The following is a 20,784-nucleotide window of genomic DNA, read 5'->3' as shown; positions in this document are numbered from 1 at the left end:
GTTCCCGCCGACCCTGCCGGTCTTGCGGCAATATTGAGCGACATCCCATTAATCACCCATTTCGGGGAGAGGCGTCACGTTTTGTAACTGTTCGTCTGCATAAGGGCGATACGGTCTCCGGCATGCCTGCCGACGCCGTTCCGGACACCCTCACCGACCCCCCTGCCGCCACCGATCCGGTCCCCTCCGCAGCCCCGTTCCCGTCACCGTCACCGGCCCCGTCGCCGTCATCGGCCCCCGTTCCCGTCACCGGCTGGGGGCGTACCGCGCCCACGGCGGCCCGGCTGATCCGCCCGCGCTCATACGAGGAGGCGGTGGCCGCAGTCAGGGAGTGCGGAGTGCGCGGCGGCATCCCGCGCGGGCTCGGGCGGGCCTACGGGGACGCGGCACAGAACGCGGGCGGCGCCGTCCTCGACATGACGGCCCTGGACCGTATCCACGCCATCGACGTCGCCGAGGGCACCGTCCTGTGCGACGCGGGCGTCTCCCTGCACCGGCTGATGGAGGTGCTGCTGCCGCTCGGCTGGTTCGTGCCGGTGACGCCCGGCACCCGGTACGTGACCGTCGGGGGCGCCATCGGCGCGGACATCCACGGCAAGAACCACCACGTCAGCGGCTCCTTCGCCCGGCATGTGCGGTCGTTCGAACTGCTCACCGCCGACGGCCGGGTCCGCTCCGTGCGCCCCGGCACCCCGCTGTTCGACGCGACCGCCGGGGGCATGGGCCTGACCGGCGTCATCCTCACCGCGACCCTGCGCCTGCACCCCGTCCAGACGTCCCTGATGTCGGTCGACACCGAACGCGCGGCCGACCTCGACGACCTGATGGCCCGGATGACCGCCGCCGACCACCGCTACCGGTACTCGGTCGCCTGGATCGACCTGCTCGCCCGGGGCGCCGCGACCGGCCGCGCGGTCCTCACCCGGGGCGAGCACGCGCCCCTGGACGCGCTGTCGCCCCGCGCGCGCAGAGCGCCCCTCGCGTTCCGCACCCCGCGCTTCCCGGCCGCGCCCGCGCTGTTCCCCGAAGGGCTGCTCAGCCGCCGCACGGTGGGCCTGTTCAACGAGGTCTGGTACCGCAGGGCGCCCCGCGTACGCACCGGCGAACTCCAGCGCATGTCGACGTTCTTCCACCCCCTGGACGGCGTGCCGCACTGGAACCGGGTCTACGGGCGGGGCGGGTTCGTGCAGTACCAGTTCGTCGTCGGGCACGGCCAGGAGGAGGCGCTGCGGCGGATCGTGCGGCGGATCTCCGGGCGCCGTTGCCCGTCGTTCCTGGCGGTCCTCAAGCGGTTCGGGGAGGCCGACCCGGGCTGGCTGTCGTTCCCGGTGCCCGGCTGGACGCTGGCCCTGGACGTCCCGGCCGGGATGCCGGGGCTCGGCGGCTTCCTCGACGCGCTGGACGACGAGGTCGCCGGCGCGGGCGGGCGCGTCTACCTCGCCAAGGACGCCCGGCTGCGGCCCGAACTCCTCGCCGCGATGTATCCACGCCTGGCCGACTTCCGTGCGCTGCGCGCGGAACTGGACCCACGCGGCGTGTTCACCTCCGATCTCTCCCGCCGTCTCGCCCTCTAGGAGTTGCTGTCGTGAAGGACGCCTTCGGTCTCCCCCAGTCCCTGCTCGTCCTCGGTGGAACGTCCGAGATCGCGCTGGCCACCACCCGCCGGCTGATCGCCCGCCGCACCCGCACGGTGTGGCTGGCCGGCCGCCCCTCGCCCGCCCTGGAGCAGGCGGCGGAGCAGCTGCGCGGCCTCGGCGCCGAGGTGCGCACGGTCGCCTTCGACGCGCTGGAGCCCGACACGCACGAGACGGCGCTCGGCAAGGTCTTCGCGGAGGGCGACATCGACATGGTGCTGCTCGCCTTCGGCATCCTCGGCGACCAGGCGCACGACGAACGCGACCCGGCGGCCGCGGTGCGCGTCGCGCAGACCAACTACACCGGCGCGGTCTCGGCGGGCCTGCTCGCCGCCCGCGCGCTCCAGGCGCAGGGCCACGGCTCCCTCGTCGTCCTGTCGTCCGTGGCCGGTGAACGCGCCCGCCGCGCCAACTTCATCTACGGTTCGAGCAAGGCCGGGCTCGACGCCTTCGCCCAGGGCCTCGGGGACGCGCTGTTCGGAACGGGCGTCCACGTCATGGTCGTTCGGCCCGGGTTCGTGCACTCCAAGATGACCGCCGGGCTGCCCGAGGCGCCGCTCGCGTCGACGCCCGAGGAGGTCGCCGCCGCCGTCGAACTGGGGCTGCGGCGGCGCTCGGAGACCGTGTGGGTGCCGGGGGCGCTGCGGATGGTGATGTCGGCGCTGCGGCACACCCCGCGCGCGGTGTTCCGCAGGCTGCCGCTGTAGCCGGGGCTAACGGCCGCTGGAGAGGGTGTTGCGGTCGACGTGACCGGCCTGCGGCGGGACGACCGACGCGCCGCCGAAGGGGTACTCGCGCAGCTTGCGCCAGATCCGGTCGGCGCCCTGCTCGTAGAGCGCGAACCCGGTGCAGGGCCAGTCGGCCTCGTACCCGGCGAGTTCGGCGAAGGCGCGGTCCATCGCCGCGTCCTCGATGCCGTGCGCCACCGTGACGTGCGGGTGGTACGGGAACTGGAGTTCGCGCGCGACCGGGCCCGACTCCTCACGGATCTGCTGCTGGAGCCGCGAGCAGACCTCGGCGCCTGCCACGATCCGCACGAACACGACCGGCGACAACGGCCGGAAGGTCCCCGTCCCCGACAGCCGCATCGGGAACGGCCGTCCCGCCGCCGCGACCTCCGTGAGGTGGGCCTCGATCGCGGGCAGCGCCCCGGCGTCGACCTCCGTCGGCGGGAGCAGGGTGACGTGCGTGGGGATGCCGTGCGCCGCGGCGTCGCCGAAGCTCGCGCGCAGCTGTTGGAGCAGGCTGCCGTGAGGCTCCGGGACCGCGATCGACACACCGATCGTTACGGTCCCCACGTCGTCTCCTGTCGTCGTGCCGGTGGTTGGTCCCGGCGGCCCGGCCGTCCGGCTATCGACTGTACGGCCAGGACCGGGTTGTGGGCAGGCGCAACCGAAGTGATGTGCAGCGCTCTGCGGGCGGAACGGATGTGCGGTCGTGCGCCTCGGTACCGGGTCCGGTGCCGGGTTCGGGGCTCGGCTCAGTGCTTGGCTCAGTGCTCGGCTCAGTGTTTGGCGGGCAGGAAGCCCACCCGGTCGTAGGCGTGCGCCAGCGTCTCCGCGGCGACCGCGCGCGCCTTCTCCGCGCCCTTGGCGAGCACCGCGTCCAGCGTCTCCGGGTCGTCCAGGTACTGCTGGGTGCGCTCCCTGAACGGCGTCACGAAGTCGACCATCACCTCGGCGAGGTCCGTCTTCAGGGCGCCGTAGCCCTTGCCCGCGTACTTCTCCTCCAGCGCGTCGACGCCGAGGCCGGTGAGGGTGGCGTAGATGGAGAGGAGGTTGCTGACACCCGGCTTGTTCTCGGTGTCGTAGCGGACCACCGTGTCCGTGTCGGTGACGGCGCTCTTGACCTTCTTGGCGGTGGTCTTCGGCTCGTCGAGGAGGTTGATGAGGCCCTTCGGCGTCGACGCCGACTTGCTCATCTTGATCGACGGGTCCTGGAGGTCGTAGATCTTCGCCGTCTCCTTGAGGATGTACGGCTTCGGGATCGTGAACGTCGCGCCGAAACGGCTGTTGAAGCGCTCGGCGAGGTCACGGGTCAGCTCGATGTGCTGGCGCTGGTCCTCACCGACGGGCACCTCGTTGGCCTGGTACAGCAGGATGTCGGCGACCTGGAGGATCGGGTACGTGAACAGGCCGACGCTCGCCCGGTCCGCGCCCTGCTTGGCCGACTTGTCCTTGAACTGCGTCATCCGGCTGGCCTCGCCGAACCCGGTCAGGCAGTTCATCACCCAGGCGAGCTGCGCGTGCTCGGGGACGTGGCTCTGCACGAACAGGGTGCAGCGGTCCGGGTCGAGGCCCGCCGCGAGGAGCTGGGCGGCTGCCAGGCGGGTGTTGGCGCGCAGCACCGCCGGGTCCTGCGGGACGGTGATCGCGTGCAGGTCGACGACCATGTAGAACGCGTCGTGCGACTCCTGGAGGGCTACCCACTGGCGGACTGCGCCGAGGTAGTTGCCGAGGTGGAACGAGCCTGCGGTGGGCTGGATTCCGGAGAGCACACGGGGTCGGTCTGAGGCCATGCCCTCATTCTCGCAGAGGGTTGGGTGTGGTCCCGGTGCAGGCATCGCGCAGTTCCCCGCGCCCCTATGAAGACAGGGGGCGGGTGGTCTCGGTACATGGTCACCTGCGGGCCGGTGGGGGCTTGGTGCGCAGTTCCCCGCGCCCCTGAAAAACAGGGGGTGGGTGGTCTCGGTACGTCGAGAACCTGCGGGCCGGTGGGGGCTTGTCGCGCAGTTCCCCGCGCCCCTTAAAAGCAGGGTGGGTGGTCTTGGTGCGTGGGCGCCCGCAGGACGGTGGGGGCTTGGCGCGGATGGGTTTTTTTAGGGGCGCGGGGAACTGCGCGAATACCCCCACCGGGCCGCACGTGACCGCGCGCCGAGACCACCCACCCCCTGTCTGTTCTTCAGGGGCGCGGGGCTGTATCTATTTGCGGCTCCGCCGCGGGGGTCAGTCCAGGTTGATTTCTGGGTAGAGGGGGAAGCCGGACACCAGGTCTGTTGCTCGCTGGCTGATTTCCTCGGACACCTTGGTGTCAAGGACGTGGGACGCCTTGCTCGGGGTGCCGGACTTGGTGGTGCCCGGTTCCGTGGTGGTGAGGACCCGGTCGATGAGGGACGCCACCTCGTCCATCTCCCCCGTGCCCAGGCCCCTCGTCGTGAGCGCCGGAGTACCCACCCGGATGCCGGACGTGTACCACGCACCGTTGGGATCGGCGGGGATGGCGTTGCGGTTGGTGACGATGCCGGAATCGAGCAGAGCCGCCTCCGCCTGACGGCCGGTGAGGCCGTAGGAGGAGGTGACGTCGATGAGGTTGAGGTGGTTGTCGCTGCCGCCGGTGACGAGGGTGGCGCCGCGCCGCATCAGACCCTCGGCGAGGGCACGGGAGTTGTCGACGATGCGCTGGGCGTAGTCCTGGAAGGAGGGCTGGCGGGCCTCGGCGAGGGCGACGGCCTTGGCGCCCATGACGTGCGCGAGGGGGCCGCCGAGGACCATCGGGCAGCCCCGGTCGACCTGGTCCTTGAGGGAGTCGTCGCACAGGACCATGCCGCCGCGCGGCCCGCGCAACGACTTGTGGGTCGTCGTCGTCACGATCTGGGCGTGCGGGACCGGGTCGAAGTCACCGGTGAGGACCTTGCCCGCGACGAGCCCGGCGAAGTGCGCCATGTCGACCATCAGCGTCGCCCCGACCTCGTCGGCGATCTCCCGCATGATGCGGAAGTTCACCAGGCGCGGGTAGGCCGAGTAGCCGCCGACGATGATGAGCGGCTTGAACTCACGGGCCGACGCCCGCAGCGCCTCGTAGTCGATGAGGCCGGTGACGGGATCGGTGCCGTAGGAGCGCTGGTCGAACATCTTGCCGGAGATGTTCGGCCGGAAACCGTGGGTGAGGTGGCCGCCCGCGTCGAGGGACATGCCCAGCATCCGCTGGTTGCCGAAGGCCTGGCGCAGCTCGGCCCAGTCGGCGTCGGAGAGGTCGTTGACCTGGCGGACGCCCGCCTTGGCGAGGGCCGGGGCCTCGACCCGGTCGGCGAGGACCGACCAGAAGGCGACGAGGTTGGCGTCGATGCCGGAGTGCGGCTGGACGTAGGCGTGCCGGGCGCCGAACAGCTCACGGGCGTGCTCGGCGGCGAGGGCCTCGACGGTGTCGACGTTGCGGCAGCCCGCGTAGAAACGGCGGCCGATGGTGCCCTCGGCGTACTTGTCGCTGAACCAGTTGCCCATCGCCAGCAGGGTGGCCGGGGAGGCGTAGTTCTCGGAGGCGATCAGCTTGAGCATCTCGCGCTGGTCGGCGACCTCCTGCCCGATGGCGTCGGCGACGCGCGGCTCGACGGCGCGGATCACGTCGAGGGCGGCGCGGAAGGCGGTGGACTCGGTGGAGAGGGGTTGCTGCTCGGACATCTCTGCGGCCTCCGGGTGGCGTGGCGTGAAGCGGTCACGGTGCTCGGTCTGGCCCAGGCGCACGGCACTAGATGCTGCGGAGGCCGCTCCCCGATGGTCCGTCCCATCCCAGCGCGCCAGTCACGGCCCCGGTGCCAGCGTACCGGCCACGGCGGAGCCCGACCTCGCACAGGTCGGACTCCGCCACTCCGGCAGCCCAGAGGCCCCTACTCCCCTACGGGTCAGGGGTCTCCCCTACGGGTCAGGGGTCTCCCCTACGGGATCAGGAGAGGGCGGGCCCCTACGGGATCGCGTGAGGCAGACCCTTACTGGATGACGTGGGGCAGGAAGCGGGCGTACGTGTCGGTGATCAGGCCCGAGGACTCGCGGATGCCGAGGCCCGCGGGCTCGTTGTCGACGACCCAGGCGCCGAGCACGACGTGGTTGCCGTCGAAGGTGGGCAGGGGCGCGAGCTGCTGGTAGCAGCAGGGTTCGTCGCGCGGGACGGGCGCCGCCTGCCGGCTCTCGTGGATCGTGACGCCGGCGCCCTCGCGGCCCAGGAGGGGTTTGGCGACGTAGCCGGTGGTGTGGGCGAGGTCGTGGGGGCCGTCGAGGTGGGACTCCAAGAGGTGGGGGTGGCCGGGGTTCAGGTCCCAGAGGATCGCCAGCAGCGCCTTGTTGCTGAGGAGCATCTTCCAGGCCGGTTCGATCCACAGCGTGGAGCCGGTGGAGCCGCCGTTGTCGAGGGTGTCGAGGACGTGGTCGGCGAAGCGGTCGGTGGTGAGCCACTCCCAGGGGTAGAGCTTGAAGCAGTTGCGGATGAAGCGGAGCCGGTGGTCGACGAAGCGGCCGGAGAGCGGGTCCCAGCCGATCTCCTCGACGGGTATGAACTCCGTCTCGATTCCCGCCTGTTCGGCCGTCTCCCGCAGATACGCGACGGTCATCAGGTCCTCGCCGAGTTCGTCGGCGGTGGAGTGCGCGAAGTGCAGCGGGCCGCCGGGCGCGAGCAGCGGGGCCTGCTTCTTCCAGGCGGCGACGAGGCGTTCGTGGAGGGAGTTCCACTGGTCGGCGCCGGGGAAGCGGTCCTCCATCCAGAACCACTGCGGGGACGCCGCCTCCACCAGCGAGGTGGGTGTGTCGGCGTTGTACTCCAGGAGTTTCGCCGGTCCCGTGCCGTCGTAACGGAGGTCGAAACGGCCGTACAGGGACGGGAGTTCGGCGCGCCGGTGCCAGGACTCGGTGACCGCGTCGGCGACCCGTGGGTCGGTGATGCCGAGGTCGGCGAGGCGCCCGGCGGTGACGATGTGGTCGGCCGCCGCGAGGCACAGGGCGTGCAGTTCCTCGACGGTCTCCTCCAGGGCCTCGATCTCGTCGAGGGTGAAGGAGTAGTAGGCGCTCTCGTCCCAGTAGGGGCGCAGGGAGTCGTCGGGGTAGCGGGTCAGCGGATAGACCAGGCCCTGTTCCTCGACGGTGCGCTGCCAGTCGGGGCGCGGGGTGAGGGTGTGTCGTCGCACGTCCGTCAGCCGCCCGAACTGCCCTTGCCGCTCCCGAAACCGCCCCGGTCGACACTGCTGCCGCCGCTGCCGCCCGAGGAGCCCGAGCCCTTGCCTGGCTTGACGAACGAGCCGTCCTCGACCCGCGACCCCGACTTCGTGCCGCCGTAGTACCAACTGGACGACGCCCGGCTGGACTTGCAGTTCTTGTCGGAGACGACCCGGTAGCCCTTGTCGAGGTCGTAGTTGCTGCGGTCCACGCACCGCTTGTCGGGCTCGGAGGAGCAGGCCGTGAGCGCTGCGGCGAGCAGTCCCATGCCCCCGAGTACGACCGTGCTCGAACGTAGTTTTCGGCGTGCGTCCGCCATGGCGTGTCTCCCCGTTGTCGGACCGCCCAGGACAGGGCGATTTCCAGCCGCCAGCCTAGGGATCGGGTGAGAGCGCGTACACAGGGGCCCCCTGACCTTCCCCTTCGCCTACAGTCCATTTGTGCTGTTCGGAATGGTGTGTGCCCTTGCGGCGGCGGTCTGCTTCGGCGCCGCGACGGTGTTGCAGGCGATGGCGGCGCGCGAGGCCGCCGACGGAACCGGCTCGGAGGCCGCGCTGCTGCTGCGCGCGCTGCGTCAGTGGCGGTATCTGACGGGGCTGGCCCTGGACGGGCTCGGCTTCCTCTTCCAGATCGCCGCGCTGCGTTCGTTGCCCATCTACGCCGTCGGCGCGGCCCTCGCCTCCAGCCTCGCCGTGACCGCCGTGGTCGCCGCCCGGCTGCTGCGGGTCCGCCTCAACGGCCTGGAGTGGGCCGCCGTCGGCGTCGTCTGCGCCGGGCTCGCGATGCTGGGCCTGGCCTCCGGCGCGGAGGGCGACCGGGCGGGCCCCTCCTGGCTGCGGTGGGCGCTGCTGGGGGTGGGCGTGGCCGTGCTGCTGCTCGGCCTGGTCGGCGGCCGGTGGTCGGGCCCGGGACGGTCCGCGGTCCTCGGGCTGGGAGCGGGTTTCGGGTTCGGGGTGGTCGAGGTGGCGGTGCGGCTGATCGACTCGGTCGAGCCGTCGAGGTTGCTCACCAACCCGGCGGCCTACGCCCTGCTGGTGGGCGGCGGCGCCGCGTTCCTCCTCCTGACGACGGCCCTGGAACGGGGTTCGGTGACCGCCGCGACGGCCGGCATGGTGATCGGCGAGACGGTCGGCCCGGCGGCGGCAGGCGTGATCTGGCTGGGCGACCGCACCCGGGAAGGGTTGGTGTGGCTGGCGGTCCTGGGCTTCTGCGTGGCGGTGACGGGCGCGCTGGCGCTGGCCCGCTTCGGGGAGGCACCGGGAGGTTCGGGGGCGGAGACACCGGCACCGGGGACGGACGAGGAAACAGCGGCACCGGGGGCGGAAGGAGAAGCGCCGGGGGCGGGAAAGGCCTGACGCCCGCACGGCACACCGCCGCCTACTCCGGCAGGGTTGCGCACAGGGCCTCCAGGGCGGCCGGCCAGGCGTGGTCGGGTGGGGTGCCGTAGCCGACGACCAGGGCGTCCTGGTGCGGGGTCGTCGCCGCCGGATGCCGGTAGCCGCCGACCACTTCGACGCGACCGAGCTGGCCCACCTGATCTCCGCGACCACCGTGATCAACACCTGGAACCGCTTCGGCGTGACCTGCCGGTTGACACCGGGTCGCTACCGGGCGGGGTGACGGGGGTGACCGTCGATCAAGATCAGGCGGGTCACGGGTCTGTCCCAGCGGGCATGTCGTCGCGCGTCGGTGGGGAACGGTGGCCGGAACCGTCGTTCCGGCTGGCCGGAAGCGGGGTGTGGCGTGACGGGGCCGGTGACGGTGGGGCGTTTCGGGTGGCTGTGTGTGTAACAGGAATGTCTTAGGCGCGGGCCGGGCGGAACGACGGCCTCGTGGCGGCGCTCCTGCTGGTCAGAACGCTCGCTCGTACCGACCCGTACCGAGCGGCCGCCACTGCCCACCGATACCGAGGAAGCACACGATGCGCGTTCACAAGCTCACCATCGCCGCCCTGGCCGTCGTCGCCGGTCTCTCGCTCAGCGCCTGCCAGAACGACGGCGCCAACACCGTCAAGACCGGCCAGGCGTCCGACGCCTCCGCCGACTCCGGCCTCTCCCCCAGGACCGTCGAGACCCCCTCGGACAACGCCTCCAGCTCCGACAGCTCGGACCAGAGCAACGGCAGCGACTCCACCGGAACCGGCTCCAGCGGGAGCGGCTCCAGCGGCAGTGGCTCCAGCGGTTCGGGGTCGGCCGCCGGGACCGGGTCCAAGACGAGCAGCGCGTCCAGCAGGTGCCGTACCGACGAGCTGGAGGTCACGGCCAGCGACAACACCATCACCGGCGAGGACAAGCGCACCGTCGTGGTCGAGCTGAAGAACGGCGGCGGTCGCACCTGCACGATCTCCGGGTTCGCGGGCGTCGACCTGAAGACCAACGCCGGCACGATCTCCGCGAAGCGCGAGGGGCAGACGACCGGCCCCGACACCCTCAAGAACGGGGAGTCGACCTTCTTCCCCATCTCCTACCCGTACAACAAGACCGGCGGCACCGGCGTCCGCATCACCGGCCTGGTGGTGACCCCGCCCAACGACACCAAGTCGGTCACCCTCGCCTGGCCCGGCGCCGGTTCGCTGCCCGCCACCGACAACCCCTCCGACGCCTCCGTGCTGGTCGGCCCGATCGGCAGCGCGGGCCAGGGCGGCTGAGGCCCGCCCCCTGATGGGCCTCACCCGCCGAGCAGGGACCTCAGCACGGCCACGTACTCGGGGCCGGTGTCGAGCGGCGCGTAGGCGGGCGGATCGGCGGGACCAGTGAACGCGGCGCGGCTTCCTGGTCGCGTGAGTGAACGGCCCGTGCCGTGAACGGAGTTGGCCCGCGCCTGGGGGCCGGGCGCGGAAGAGGGGCGCACGACATGCGCGCCGGGGTCGTGGGGAACCGGCGCGCGGGGGCTAGCGGGGGTGGCGGGGCGTCACGCCGGTGGGGCCCCCAGTTCCGCCCAGACCGTCTTGCCGGTCGTACCCGGGGTGCGGGCGACGCCCCAGTCCAGGCAGAGGCGCTGGACGATGAACATGCCGTGGCCGCCGGGGCGCCCTGAGCGGTGCGGGGTGCGGGGTGCGGGCTGGCCGGCGCCTCGGTCGGAGACCTCGACGCGGATGACCTTGTTGCCGCAGCCGATCCGCAGCTCGTCGGGGCCCTCCGCGTGCAGGCAGGCGTTGGTGACCAGCTCGGAGACGACGAGCAGCACATCCTCCGCCGCGGCCCTCCGGTCGGCCGACGCGGCGGGCAGCCAGCCCCACGCGTACAGCGCCTGCCGCGCGAAGTCGCGGGCGAGCGGGACGACCCCGCTCTGGCCTTCGAGACTCAGCCTGCGGACCTGTTGGTCCACGGCGGTCGCCGACGACGCGGGCACGTCCCCCTCGGACGGCCCGTTGCCGGACGCGCCCCCCTCGGACGCCCCGGAAGCGCCAGCGGGCTCCGGGCCGCGGTCGCCCGGCGGGTAAGGCCGGGTGGTGCTCATCAGCGCTTCACCTCACCGATTCACCAGTTCACGATCAAAAATCTGTACACAGCTCGACGGGGTTCCGTCGCCGTATCCGTCGGCCCTGCCCGCCGACCCTGTCAGGTTGTCTCCTGCCCGACCGATCCGGCGGAACACCCCCTGTTTCGACCCGGAGGGCTTGGCGTCCGGAAAGTCCCGGTCACGCGGGCGGCCCGGACGGGTCGCGGGGCCGGTCAGCCGGCCTCACCGGCGGGGCCACCGCCGCCACCGTCGTTGCCGCCGTCGCCCCGTTCGTCCGCCAGGGCGTCGTCGAGCGTGGCGTGGACGGTGAAGACCGCGTCCGCCCCGGTGATCTCGAAGACCCGGGCGACCACGGGCAGCATGCCCGCCAGATGCACCCCGCCACCGGCGGCCTCGGCCTTCAGCCGGGCACCGAGCAGTACGTTCAGGCCGGTGGAGTCGCAGAACTCCAGGCGTGCGCAGTCCACCACCAGCCGGCTGAAGCCCCTGTCGAGGCAGTCCTCCAGTGGCTCGCGCAGCAGATCGGCGGTGTGGTGATCCAGCTCACCCGCCGGTGTCACGACGGCACTGGAGCCCTCTTCCCGCACCTCAACCAGTAGCCGGCCAGACTGTGCGCTGCCGACCGTCCCGCGGTCCATGCCCGTCTCTCTCCCGACGTCGTGCCTGCTGTCTGACGCCCCCGAACACTACGCCTTCCTCACACTCTTCGACACCCGAACAACCACCACGAAACGGACATAACCGCACGTAGAGCACTTGCGGGAGGTGTGGGAAAGCGGGTAGGGCTAGTAAGGAACGTTTATCGACACGGCCGGCTTTGGAGGCGCCGCACACCGCAGTGCACGTACTGGCTCCGGCAGCCATATGCCGAGAACGATGGAGGCATCATGTCACCCCGGCTCGACGCATCGCATACCCAGCAGGCGACGTCGACACCCCTTCCGGAACATCCGAATCCCCTCGACAGCGACGCGGACGCCCTGACCGGCCCCGCGGAACTCGACGGACTTCCGGAGATCCCGCCTTTCGACGAGGTGGGACCGGTCGACGCCCGTGCCCTGTCCAAGACCCTCTTCGAGCGCCTCGAATCCCTCGAAGAAGGCACGCACGCGTACTCCTACGTACGCAACACCCTGGTCGAGCTGAACCTCGCGCTGGTCAAGTTCGCCGCCTCCCGCTTCCGCTCCCGCAGCGAGCCCATGGAGGACATCGTCCAGGTCGGCACGATCGGTCTGATCAAGGCGATCGACCGGTTCGAGCTGTCCCGGGGGGTCGAGTTCCCGACCTTCGCGATGCCCACCATCATCGGCGAGATCAAGCGTTTCTTCCGTGACACCTCGTGGTCGGTGCGCGTCCCGCGCCGCCTCCAGGAACTCCGTCTCGACCTGGCCAAGGCGGGCGACGAGCTGGCGCAGCAGCTGGACCGCGCCCCGACCGTCGCCGAGCTGGCCGAGCGCCTGGGCCTCACCAACGACGAGGTCGTCGAGGGCATGGCCGCGTCCAACGCCTACACCGCGTCCTCGCTCGACGCGCAGCCCGCCGAGGACGACTCCGAGGGCACCCTCGCGGACCGGATCGGGTACGAGGACAACGGCCTCGAAGGCATCGAGTACGTCGAGTCGCTGAAGCCGCTCATCGCCGAACTGCCGCCCCGGGACAAGAAGATCCTCTCCCTGCGTTTCACCGCCGGACTGACCCAGTCCGAGATCGGCGAGGAACTCGGCATCTCCCAGATGCACGTCTCCCGCCTGCTCTCCCGCACGCTGGTACGGCTGCGGAGGGGACTGACGGTCGAGGAGTGACCGTACGGAGGTGAGCGCGGTGTGCCGGTCCGGTACGCCGCGCTCCGTCGTGTCAGGGGCCGCCTTGTCGGCCCCTTCTTCTGTTGACCGCCGACCGCCGCTCTATTGGCGGACGCCGCGCTTCCACACCTCGCTCACGAGGGGAACTCCCGGCCGGTAGGACAGGTGAACGTGGCTGGGGGCGTCCAGCACGACGAGGTCGGCGCGGGCACCCGGGGCGAGGCGGCCGATGTCGTCCCGGCGCAGTGCCCGGGCACCGCCCGCCGTCGCCGCCCACACCGCCTCGTCCGGCGTCATCCCCATGTCCCGCACCGCCAGCGCGATGCAGAACGGCACCGAGGACGTGAACGACGACCCCGGGTTGCAGTCCGTGGAGAGGGCGACGGTGACGCCCGCGTCCAGCAGGCGGCGCGCGTCGGGCCACTGCGCGCGCGTGGAGAACTCGGCGCCGGGCAGCAGGGTGGCGACGGTGTCGCTGTGGGCGAGTGCGTCGACGTCCGCGTCGGTGAGGTGGGTGCAGTGGTCGGCGCTGGCCGCGTCGAGTTCGACGGCGAGCTGGACGCCGGGTCCGTGGGAGAGCTGGTTGGCGTGGATGCGGGGGTGCAGTCCCCTGGCCTTGCCCGCGGTGAGGATGGCGCGGGCCTGGTCGCCGTCGAAGGCGCCCTTCTCGCAGAAGACGTCGATCCAACGGGCGTACGGGGCGCAGGCGTCGAGCATCTCGCCGGTGACGAGGTCCACGTAGGCGGCCGGGTCGTCGGCGAGGTCGGGGGCGACGATGTGGGCGCCGAGGTAGGTGACCTCGTCGGTGTGGGCGGCGGCGATGCGCAGGGCGCGGGCCTCGTCCTGGACGGTCAGGCCGTAGCCGGACTTGGTCTCGAAGGTGGTCGTGCCCTGCCGCAGGGCCTCGGCGAGGTAGCGGGTGAGGGTGCGTTCGAGGTCGGCGTCGGAGGCGGCGCGGGTGGCGGCGACGGTGGTGCGGATGCCGCCCGCGCTGTAGGCCCGGCCGGACATGCGGGCGTTGAACTCGCGGGTGCGGTCGCCCGCGAAGAGCAGGTGGGAGTGGGAGTCGACGAACCCCGGCAGGACGGCCCGGCCACCGGCGTCGACCCGATTGTCAGTGGCGGGTGCTTTGCTTGTTTCACCGGTCCAGACGACGCGGTCGCCGTCGATGACGAGTGCCGCGTCCTGGATCAGACCGAGGGGGGTCCCGTCACCGAGGGAGGGGTCGTTGGTGACCAGCGTGGCGATGTTGATGAGGGCGGTGGTGGTGCTCATCGTGTCCTTGCTCGTCGGGGGTGGGCTCGGCGTGTGCGGGCTCGGCGGGGGTGGGCTCGGCGGGGGCGGGGGTGTCAGGCGTGCAGGGCGGCCACGGCCCGGGCGAGGGCGTGCGGGACGTCGGGGACGAGGGTGTGGGCGCCGTCGCGCACGATCTGCCGTCCGCCGACGACCGTGTGCCGGACGTCCGCCGCGGTCGCCGCGAATACGGCCGTCTCCGCGCCGAGTTCGGGCCGGGTCCCGGCGGTTCTGACCGAGTCGAGGGCGAGGGTCGTGAAGTCGGCGAGGGCGCCGGTCGTGAGGGTGCCCGCGTCCGCCCAGCCGAGGGCCGCGTGACCGTCGGCGGAGGCGGCCCGCAGCAGTGCGGCGGCCGTCCAGTGGCCCCGGGTGCGGGTGCGCAGCCGCTCGTTCAGCTCCATCGCGCGTGCCTCTTCGAGGAGGTCGATCACGGCGTGGCTGTCGGAGCCGAGGCAGAGGGGTGAACCGGCTCGCTGGAGGGCCGGGGCGGGTCCGGTGCCGTCGGCGAGGTCGCGTTCGGTGGTGGGGCACATGCAGGTGCCGGTGCCGCTGTCGCCGATCAGGGTGATGTCGTCGTCGGTGAGGTGGGTGTTGTGGACGCCGGTGGTGCGTGGGCCGAGGACGCCGTGGTCGGCGAGGAGCCGGGTGGGGGTGCGGCCGTGGGCGGCGAGGCAGGCGTCGTTCTCGGCGGTCTGCTCGGAGAGGTGGACGTGGAGCGGGGCGCGGCGCTCCTCGGCCCAGCGGGCGACGGTCGCCAACTGGTCGGCGGGCACGGCCCGTACGGAGTGGATGGCGGCACCGATCCGCAGGTGATCTTGTTCCTTGAGAACTGAACAGCGGGTGGCCCAGGCGTCCGCGTCGCCGTCGGAGAAGCGGAGTTGGGGTGCCTCGGGGGGCTGTCCGAACCCGGCGGAGAGGTAGGCGGTGTCGAGGAGGGTGATCCGGACACCGGCCTCGGCGGCGGCCGCGGCGAGGGCCTCACCCATGGCGTTGGGGTCGGCGTAGGGGATGCCACCGGGGGCGTGGTGGAGGTAGTGGAACTCCCCGACGGCGGTGATCCCGGCGAGCGCCATCTCGGCGTAGACGGCCCGCGCGAGCGCGAAGTAGCTGTCGGGGGTGAGCTTGCCCGCGACGTCGTACATCGTCTCGCGCCAGGTCCAGAAGGTGCCGGAGCCGACCTGGACGGTGCCGCGCAGGGCGCGGTGGAAGGCGTGGCTGTGGGCGTTGGCGAGCCCGGGAAGCGTCAGTCCGCGCAGGGCCTCGGCGCCGGGCGGCGGGGCGGGGACGCCGGTGCGGACGCCGGTGATCCGCCCTCCGGCGACCTCCACCAGCACGCCCGCCTCGGTCCCGGTGCCGAGCCAGGCGTGCTCCAACCAGTACGTGTGGGCGCCGGTCACGTGCAGGCCAGTCCTTCCAGGATGTCGGCGAGCGCGTGCACTCCGGCCACGCAGTCGTCCTCGGCGGCGAACTCGGCCGGTGAGTGCGAGACGCCGGTGGGGTTGCGCACGAACAGCATGGCGGTCGGCACGGTCCCGGAGAGAATCCCGGCGTCGTGGCCGGCGCCGGTGCCGAGGACGGGCACCTTGAGGCCGGTGTCCCGCCCGAGCACCCGGGCCAGCTCGTCCCGCAGGACGTGGTCGAACTCGACGACCGGGGTGAAGGACTCCCGCACGACGTCCAGGTCGATGCCGTGGGCGGCCGCGTACTCCCGGGCGGCCTTCTCGATGCCGCCGACCACGGTGTCCAGGGTGGCCTGGTCCTCGGCGCGGGAGTCGAGCCAGCCGCGCACCAGGGAGGGGACGGCGTTGACGCCGTTGGGCTCGACGGAGATCTTGCCGAACGTGGCGACGGCACCGGCGAGTTGTGCCTCGCGGCGGGCGGCGAGGACGGTCTCGGCGTAGGACAGCATCGGGTCGCGGCGGTCGGTGAGCCGGGTGGTACCGGCGTGGTTGGCCTCGCCCTTGAAGTCGAACCGCCAGCGTCCGTGCGGCCAGATGGCGCTGGCGACGCCGACCTGGTCGCCGGAGAGGTCGAGGGCGCGGCCCTGTTCGACGTGGAGTTCGACGAACGCGCCGATGCGGGCGAGCCGTTCGGGGTCGGGGCCGATGGCGTCGGGGTCGTGTCCGGCGGCGGCCATGGCCTGCGGCAGCGTGACGCCGTCGCCGTCGGTCAGCCGGTGCGCCTGGGCGACGGTGAGCTGTCCTGCGGTCAGCCGGGAGCCGACGCAGGCGAGGCCGAAGCGGGCGCCCTCCTCGTCGCCGAAGTTGACGATCGCGAGCGGCTTGGTGAACTCGGCTCCCCGCGCGCGGAGTTCGTCGAGCGCGGCGAAGGCCGACACGACTCCGAGGGGCCCGTCGAAGGCCCCGCCGTCCGGCACGGAGTCGAGATGCGACCCGGTGACGACGGCGTCCCCGGCACCGGGGTCCCCGAGCCAGGCCCACTGGTTCCCGTTCCGGTCCACCTCACAGGCCAGCCCCCGCGCCACGGCCTGCCCCTCGAACCAGGCCCGGCATGCGGCATCGGCGGCCGTCCACGCAAACCGCCGATACCCACCGGAGTCGCCATGCAGCCCAACAGGAAGCAACTCACGCCACATCGCATGAAAGGAGGGAGGGGTGGGCGCGGCGGCGGAGTTCTTGGCCGGGGCGGAGGCCGGACGCGCGGGCAGGGCCTCGCCCGCGCCGGACTGCGGCGGCGCGTCACCGACGCCGGGCGGCGTGGAGCTGTCGGCCGCCACCGGCTGTGGGCTGTCGTTCCGTGGGGCGACGGGCGCGCCCCCGGTCGAGCGGGGCCCAGGCTGGGGGCGGGTGGGCGCGGCCGGGCCCGAGGCCGGAGTGGAGGCCGAACGCGCGGGCTGGGCCTCGCCCGCGCCGGACTGCGGGGAGCCGTCGGCCGACGGCGGCGGGGAGCCGGCGGGCGCCACCGGCTGTGGGCCGTCGTTCCGTGGGGCGACGGGCGTGCCCCCGGTCGAGCGGGGGCGAGGCTCAGGGCGGATGGGCGCGGCCGGGGCCGAGGGCGGAGTGGGGGCGGCGGCGGGGGTCTGGGGCCGGGCGGAGGCCGGACGCGCGGGCTGGGCCTCGCTGGTACTCGGCGTCGGGTGCGGCAGCCCCTCGCCCGCGCCGGGCTGTGGGGTGCCGTCGGACGCCACCGGCTGTGGGCCGTCGTTCCGTGGGGCGATGGGGGTGCCCCCGGTCGGGGCCGAGGGGGGTGGCGGTGTCGGTGTCGGGGTGTTGCCGGGGCGGGGGTCTTTCGGAGGGGTCATGCGTCGTCTCCCTCGCGCATCGGGACGCGTACGCCTCGTTCGGTGGCGGTCGTCTCCGCGATGTCGTACCCGGCGTCGACGTGCCGGATGACGCCCATGCCGGGGTCGTTGGTGAGGACGCGGCGGATCTTCTCACCGGCGAGGGGGGTGCCGTCGGCGACCGTCACCTGGCCGGCGTGGAGGGAGCGGCCCATGCCGACGCCGCCGCCGTGGTGGAGGGAGACCCAGGAGGCGCCGGAGGCGACGTTGACCATGGCGTTCAGGAGCGGCCAGTCGGCGATCGCGTCGGAGCCGTCGCGCATGGCCTCGGTCTCGCGGTACGGGGAGGCGACGGAGCCGCAGTCGAGGTGGTCGCGGCCGATGGCCAGGGGCGCCGCCAGCTCGCCGCTCGCGACCATGTCGTTGAAGCGCTCGCCCGCCTTGTCGCGTTCGCCCTGGCCGAGCCAGCAGATGCGGGCGGGGAGGCCCTGGAAGTGGACGCGTTCACCGGCCAGCTTGATCCAGCGGTGCAGGGACTCGTTCTGCGGGAAGAGGTCGAGGATCGCCTTGTCGGTCTTGGCGATGTCGGAGGCCTCGCCGGACAGGGCGGCCCAGCGGAAGGGGCCCTTGCCCTCGCAGAAGAGCGGGCGGATATAGGCGGGGACGAAGCCGGGGAAGGCGAACGCCCGCTCGTATCCGGCGAGTTGGGCCTCGCCCCGGATGGAGTTGCCGTAGTCGAAGACCTCGGCACCGGCGTCCAGGAAGCCGACCATCGCCTCGACGTGCCGGGCCATGGACTCCCGCGCGCGGGTGGTGAAGCCCGCCGGGTCCTTGGCGGCGTAGGAGGCCATCTCGTCGAAGTCGACGCCCACCGGGAGGTAGGCCAGCGGGTCGTGGGCGCTGGTCTGGTCGGTGACGATGTCGATGGGGGCGCCCTCGGCGAGCAGCTGCGGGAGCAGCTCGGCCGCGTTGCCGAGGAGGCCGATGGACAGCGGGCGGCGGGCGTCGCGGGCCTCGACGGCGAGCTGGAGGGCGTGGGCGAGGGAGTCCGCGCGAACGTCCAGGTAACGGTGCTCGATGCGGCGTTCGATGGCACGGGGATCGACGTCGATGCAGATCGCGACGCCGTCGTTCATGGTGACGGCGAGGGGCTGGGCGCCGCCCATGCCGCCGAGCCCCGCGGTGAGGGTGATGGTCCCGGCGAGCGTGCCGCCGAACTTCTTCGCGGCCACGGCGGAGAAGGTCTCGTAGGTGCCCTGGAGGATGCCCTGCGTGCCGATGTAGATCCACGAACCGGCGGTCATCTGGCCGTACATGGTGAGGCCGAGGGCCTCCAGGCGGCGGAACTCCTCCCAGGTGGCCCAGTCGCCGACGAGGTTGGAGTTGGCGATGAGGACGCGCGGGGCCCACTCGTGGGTCTGCATCACGCCGACCGGGCGGCCGGACTGGACCAGCATCGTCTCGTCCTGCTTGAGGGTGCGCAGGGTGCGGACCATGGCGTCGAAGGAGCGCCAGTCGCGGGCGGCCTTGCCGGTGCCGCCGTAGACCACGAGCTGGTCGGGGTGTTCGGCGACCTCGGGGTCGAGGTTGTTCTGGAGCATGCGCAGGGCGGCCTCCTGCTGCCATCCCAGGGCGCTCAGTTCCGTACCGCGCGGTGCTCGGACGGGGCGGGGTCCTGACATGGTCTGCCTCCTGGCGACGTGCTCCCGATGACCTTTGTTACAGCCGATATTCACATCCTGTCGTCCTGAATAGGGCTAGTCAATAGGGCCCGCCCGGCCAAGAGAGGGGCGAGGAAGACGCGAGGGAAGGGCGGGGGACGGACGAGGGGCGGGCGGGGGAGGCGCGGCCGGAACGCGAATGGTTGGCTGGAGGTACGGGCACAGGCTGGGACATGACCGGCGACGACGGCGTGGGAGATGGCGTGAACGAGCACCGCATAGGCGACGAGCACCGCACCGGCGCGGCCGACGGGGACGGCCGGGTGCGGGCGGGCCGCCGCGACCTGGCGGTGCGGGCCGCCGTGGAACGGGGGCTGCTCGGTCCCGGCGAGCCGATCGTGGGGCTGCTCGACGTGGTCGGCATCCGGGAGTCGGCGGCGGAGCTGCGGGCCGCGTTCGACGCGGCGGTGGCGCCCGGCACGCCCGTGCTGCACGCCTTCGCGGTGAAGGCGTCGCCGCTGGTGGCGGTGGTGCGGCTGCTGCACAAGGAGGGCATCGGCGCGGAGGTGGCGAGCCCCGGCGAACTGGCGCTGGCGCGGGCGGCGGGCCTGCCGCCGTCGCGGACGGTGCTGGACTCACCGGCGAAGACACCGGCGGAGCTGCGGGAGGCGTTGGCGCTGGGCATCGCCGTGAACGTGGACAACCCGCAGGAGTTGGCCAGGGTGGACGCCCTGATGCGGTCGGCGAGCAGCCGCTCACCGCTCGGGATTCGGGTCAATCCGCAGGTGGGCGGGGGTTCCATCGGGGCGACCTCGACGGCGACGGCGACCTCGAAGTTCGGGGTGGCGCTGCGCGACGAGGGGGCGTGGGAGTGGGTGGTGCGGGCGTACGCGGAGCGCCCGTGGCTGACCCGGCTGCACGCGCACACCGGGTCGCAGGGCATCCCGTTGGAGCTGATGGCGCGGGGCGTGGCGGAGACGTACGCGCTGGCCGAGGAGATCAACCGGCGGATCGGGCGGCCGCAGATCGACACCCTGGACATCGGCGGCGGGCTGCCGGTCAACTTCGGCTCGGACGACACCACGCCGACGTACGCCGCGTACGTGCGGGTGCTGGCGGCGGCGGTGCCGGGGCTGTTCGCGGGGCGGTACGGGCTGGTGACGGAGTTCGGGCGGTCGTTGCTGGCCAAGCACGGGACGGTGGTGGCGCGGGTCGAGTACGCCAAGAGCGCGGGCGGCCGGGCGGTCGCGGTGACGCACGCGGGCGTGCAGGTGGCGACGCGGACGGTGTACATGCCCCGGGAGTGGCCGCTCAGGATCGCCGGGTACGACGCGCAGGGGCGCCCGAAGGCGGGGCCGCCGGTGGTGCAGGACATCGCGGGGCCCGCCTGTTTCGCGGGGGATCTGCTCGCGGAGGGGCGGGAGTTGCCGTTGCTCGAACAGGGCGACTACGCGGCGGCGTTGGACACGGGCGCGTACTACTTCGCCCACCACTACGCCTACAACTCCCTGGCCCGGCCCGCGGTGCACGGTTTCGTGCCGGACGGCATGGGAGGCGTGACTTTCGCGACGGTGCGCGAGGGGCAGAGTCTGGACGAGATCGTGGCCGAATCCGGCGGGGCGCACGCCGGTGCGCTCACCAACTTGCGTGCGCCTGAACGACGTTGACGTACCACCGTCGTCGACGCCGCCGCAGCTCCGGGGCGCCGGTGCCGACGACGGGCCCGGGGTGCCGGTGAGGGCGGGGTGATCGGCGCCGGTCGGACGATCCGAC

The 20,784-nt window shown here is 72.4% G+C and carries 18 protein-coding genes and 1 riboswitch; of the genes, 6 read left to right on the top strand and 12 right to left on the bottom strand.

Annotated elements, in window-relative coordinates:
- The first annotated feature begins 122 nt into the window (after positions 1 to 122).
- Together ACIQOU_RS18450 and ACIQOU_RS18445 are read left to right on the top strand one after the other, a co-directional pair.
- Entirely contained in the window at positions 123 to 1,574 is a 1,452-nt protein-coding gene (locus tag ACIQOU_RS18450) for an FAD-binding protein (RefSeq protein WP_401537771.1), read from the top strand.
- Between the two features lie 11 nt (positions 1,575 to 1,585).
- Positions 1,586 to 2,341, top strand: a complete 756-nt coding sequence (locus tag ACIQOU_RS18445; protein WP_401537770.1) for a decaprenylphospho-beta-D-erythro-pentofuranosid-2-ulose 2-reductase — start codon at positions 1,586 to 1,588, stop codon at positions 2,339 to 2,341.
- 6 nt (positions 2,342 to 2,347) lie between these two features.
- Here the strand turns inward: ACIQOU_RS18445 and ACIQOU_RS18440 are convergent, their stop codons facing one another.
- The 5 genes from ACIQOU_RS18440 to ACIQOU_RS18420 all read right to left on the bottom strand — a co-directional run bounded on the left by ACIQOU_RS18440 (position 2,348) and on the right by ACIQOU_RS18420 (position 7,871).
- The gene (locus ACIQOU_RS18440) at positions 2,348 to 2,932 is read right to left on the bottom strand and encodes a 2'-5' RNA ligase family protein (RefSeq protein ID WP_401537769.1); all 585 of its coding nucleotides are present in this window, start codon (positions 2,930 to 2,932) and stop codon (positions 2,348 to 2,350) included.
- 206 nt (positions 2,933 to 3,138) lie between these two features.
- Entirely contained in the window at positions 3,139 to 4,152 is a 1,014-nt protein-coding gene (trpS, locus tag ACIQOU_RS18435) for a tryptophan--tRNA ligase (RefSeq protein WP_401537768.1), read from the bottom strand.
- A 427-nt stretch (positions 4,153 to 4,579) separates the two neighbouring features.
- Positions 4,580 to 6,031 carry a glycine hydroxymethyltransferase gene (locus ACIQOU_RS18430; protein WP_401537804.1) on the bottom strand — a complete coding sequence of 484 codons (1,452 nt, stop codon included), beginning with the start codon at positions 6,029 to 6,031 and terminating at the stop codon, positions 4,580 to 4,582.
- A 44-nt stretch (positions 6,032 to 6,075) separates the two neighbouring features.
- Positions 6,076 to 6,165: riboswitch (ZMP/ZTP riboswitch) on the bottom strand.
- A 171-nt stretch (positions 6,166 to 6,336) separates the two neighbouring features.
- The gene (locus tag ACIQOU_RS18425; RefSeq protein ID WP_401537767.1) at positions 6,337 to 7,524 is read right to left on the bottom strand and encodes a glutathionylspermidine synthase family protein; all 1,188 of its coding nucleotides are present in this window, start codon (positions 7,522 to 7,524) and stop codon (positions 6,337 to 6,339) included.
- Positions 7,525 to 7,529: 5 nt separating this feature from the next.
- Positions 7,530 to 7,871, bottom strand: coding sequence for a hypothetical protein (locus ACIQOU_RS18420; protein ID WP_401537766.1), 342 nt, complete (start codon positions 7,869 to 7,871; stop codon positions 7,530 to 7,532).
- Positions 7,872 to 8,004: 133 nt separating this feature from the next.
- On the opposite strand from ACIQOU_RS18420, the gene ACIQOU_RS18415 reads away from it, so the two are divergent.
- Positions 8,005 to 8,907 (top strand): hypothetical protein, encoded by a 903-nt coding sequence (locus ACIQOU_RS18415; RefSeq protein WP_401537803.1) that lies wholly within the window; start codon positions 8,005 to 8,007, stop codon positions 8,905 to 8,907.
- A 22-nt stretch (positions 8,908 to 8,929) separates the two neighbouring features.
- Here ACIQOU_RS18415 and ACIQOU_RS18410 read toward each other — a convergent pair whose 3' ends face one another.
- Positions 8,930 to 9,085, bottom strand: a complete 156-nt coding sequence (locus ACIQOU_RS18410) for a hypothetical protein (protein ID WP_401537808.1) — start codon at positions 9,083 to 9,085, stop codon at positions 8,930 to 8,932.
- Between the two features lie 388 nt (positions 9,086 to 9,473).
- On the opposite strand from ACIQOU_RS18410, the gene ACIQOU_RS18405 reads away from it, so the two are divergent.
- Positions 9,474 to 10,199 carry a DUF4232 domain-containing protein gene (locus ACIQOU_RS18405; RefSeq protein WP_401537765.1) on the top strand — a complete coding sequence of 242 codons (726 nt, stop codon included), beginning with the start codon at positions 9,474 to 9,476 and terminating at the stop codon, positions 10,197 to 10,199.
- A 263-nt stretch (positions 10,200 to 10,462) separates the two neighbouring features.
- On the opposite strand, the gene ACIQOU_RS18400 is transcribed toward ACIQOU_RS18405, so the two are convergent.
- Together ACIQOU_RS18400 and ACIQOU_RS18395 are read right to left on the bottom strand one after the other, a co-directional pair.
- A complete protein-coding gene (locus ACIQOU_RS18400; RefSeq protein ID WP_401537764.1) occupies positions 10,463 to 11,011 on the bottom strand; it encodes an ATP-binding protein in 549 nt (182 codons plus the stop codon).
- A gap of 215 nt (positions 11,012 to 11,226) precedes the next feature.
- Complete coding sequence (locus ACIQOU_RS18395; protein ID WP_401537763.1) at positions 11,227 to 11,652, bottom strand: STAS domain-containing protein; 426 nt, start codon at positions 11,650 to 11,652, stop codon at positions 11,227 to 11,229.
- Between the two features lie 249 nt (positions 11,653 to 11,901).
- Between ACIQOU_RS18395 and ACIQOU_RS18390 the strand changes: the two genes are divergently transcribed.
- Positions 11,902 to 12,816 carry an RNA polymerase sigma factor SigF gene (locus ACIQOU_RS18390; protein WP_401537762.1) on the top strand — a complete coding sequence of 305 codons (915 nt, stop codon included), beginning with the start codon at positions 11,902 to 11,904 and terminating at the stop codon, positions 12,814 to 12,816.
- Between the two features lie 102 nt (positions 12,817 to 12,918).
- Here the strand turns inward: ACIQOU_RS18390 and hutI are convergent, their stop codons facing one another.
- The 4 genes from hutI to hutU all read right to left on the bottom strand — a co-directional run bounded on the left by hutI (position 12,919) and on the right by hutU (position 19,032).
- On the bottom strand, positions 12,919 to 14,091 hold the full coding sequence (gene hutI, locus ACIQOU_RS18385) for an imidazolonepropionase (protein WP_401537761.1): 1,173 nt from the start codon (positions 14,089 to 14,091) through the stop codon (positions 12,919 to 12,921).
- Between the two features lie 74 nt (positions 14,092 to 14,165).
- On the bottom strand, positions 14,166 to 15,506 hold the full coding sequence (locus ACIQOU_RS18380) for a formimidoylglutamate deiminase (RefSeq protein ID WP_401537760.1): 1,341 nt from the start codon (positions 15,504 to 15,506) through the stop codon (positions 14,166 to 14,168).
- The gene (locus ACIQOU_RS18375) at positions 15,503 to 16,705 is read right to left on the bottom strand and encodes an allantoate amidohydrolase (RefSeq protein WP_401537802.1); all 1,203 of its coding nucleotides are present in this window, start codon (positions 16,703 to 16,705) and stop codon (positions 15,503 to 15,505) included. Before ACIQOU_RS18375 ends, ACIQOU_RS18380 begins: the two co-directional genes overlap by 4 nt.
- A 662-nt stretch (positions 16,706 to 17,367) precedes the next feature.
- Positions 17,368 to 19,032 carry a urocanate hydratase gene (gene hutU / locus ACIQOU_RS18370; protein ID WP_401537759.1) on the bottom strand — a complete coding sequence of 555 codons (1,665 nt, stop codon included), beginning with the start codon at positions 19,030 to 19,032 and terminating at the stop codon, positions 17,368 to 17,370.
- Between the two features lie 212 nt (positions 19,033 to 19,244).
- Between hutU and ACIQOU_RS18365 the strand changes: the two genes are divergently transcribed.
- The gene (locus ACIQOU_RS18365) at positions 19,245 to 20,678 is read left to right on the top strand and encodes a diaminopimelate decarboxylase (protein WP_401537758.1); all 1,434 of its coding nucleotides are present in this window, start codon (positions 19,245 to 19,247) and stop codon (positions 20,676 to 20,678) included.
- Positions 20,679 to 20,784 lie beyond the last annotated feature (106 nt).

Origin of the sequence: Streptomyces sp. NPDC091279 (assembly GCF_044757465.1) — a bacterium.
Lineage (GTDB): Bacteria > Actinomycetota > Actinomycetes > Streptomycetales > Streptomycetaceae > Streptomyces.
This window is presented reverse-complemented; position numbering and strand designations above follow the sequence as displayed.

What these genes read in the sequence shown, in the direction of transcription:
- ACIQOU_RS18450 (WP_401537771.1), top strand. Translation starts at nt 123, where the DNA reads ATGCCTGCCGACGCCGTTCCGGACACCCTCACCGACCCCCCTGCCGCC.
- trpS (WP_401537768.1), bottom strand. Translation starts at nt 4,152, where the DNA reads ATGGCCTCAGACCGACCCCGTGTGCTCTCCGGAATCCAGCCCACCGCA.
- ACIQOU_RS18430 (WP_401537804.1), bottom strand. Translation starts at nt 6,031, where the DNA reads ATGTCCGAGCAGCAACCCCTCTCCACCGAGTCCACCGCCTTCCGCGCC.
- ACIQOU_RS18420 (WP_401537766.1), bottom strand. Translation starts at nt 7,871, where the DNA reads ATGGCGGACGCACGCCGAAAACTACGTTCGAGCACGGTCGTACTCGGG.
- ACIQOU_RS18415 (WP_401537803.1), top strand. Translation starts at nt 8,005, where the DNA reads ATGGTGTGTGCCCTTGCGGCGGCGGTCTGCTTCGGCGCCGCGACGGTG.
- ACIQOU_RS18405 (WP_401537765.1), top strand. Translation starts at nt 9,474, where the DNA reads ATGCGCGTTCACAAGCTCACCATCGCCGCCCTGGCCGTCGTCGCCGGT.
- ACIQOU_RS18400 (WP_401537764.1), bottom strand. Translation starts at nt 11,011, where the DNA reads ATGAGCACCACCCGGCCTTACCCGCCGGGCGACCGCGGCCCGGAGCCC.
- ACIQOU_RS18395 (WP_401537763.1), bottom strand. Translation starts at nt 11,652, where the DNA reads ATGGACCGCGGGACGGTCGGCAGCGCACAGTCTGGCCGGCTACTGGTT.
- ACIQOU_RS18390 (WP_401537762.1), top strand. Translation starts at nt 11,902, where the DNA reads ATGTCACCCCGGCTCGACGCATCGCATACCCAGCAGGCGACGTCGACA.
- hutI (WP_401537761.1), bottom strand. Translation starts at nt 14,091, where the DNA reads ATGAGCACCACCACCGCCCTCATCAACATCGCCACGCTGGTCACCAAC.
- ACIQOU_RS18375 (WP_401537802.1), bottom strand. Translation starts at nt 16,705, where the DNA reads ATGTGGCGTGAGTTGCTTCCTGTTGGGCTGCATGGCGACTCCGGTGGG.
- hutU (WP_401537759.1), bottom strand. Translation starts at nt 19,032, where the DNA reads ATGTCAGGACCCCGCCCCGTCCGAGCACCGCGCGGTACGGAACTGAGC.
- ACIQOU_RS18365 (WP_401537758.1), top strand. Translation starts at nt 19,245, where the DNA reads ATGACCGGCGACGACGGCGTGGGAGATGGCGTGAACGAGCACCGCATA.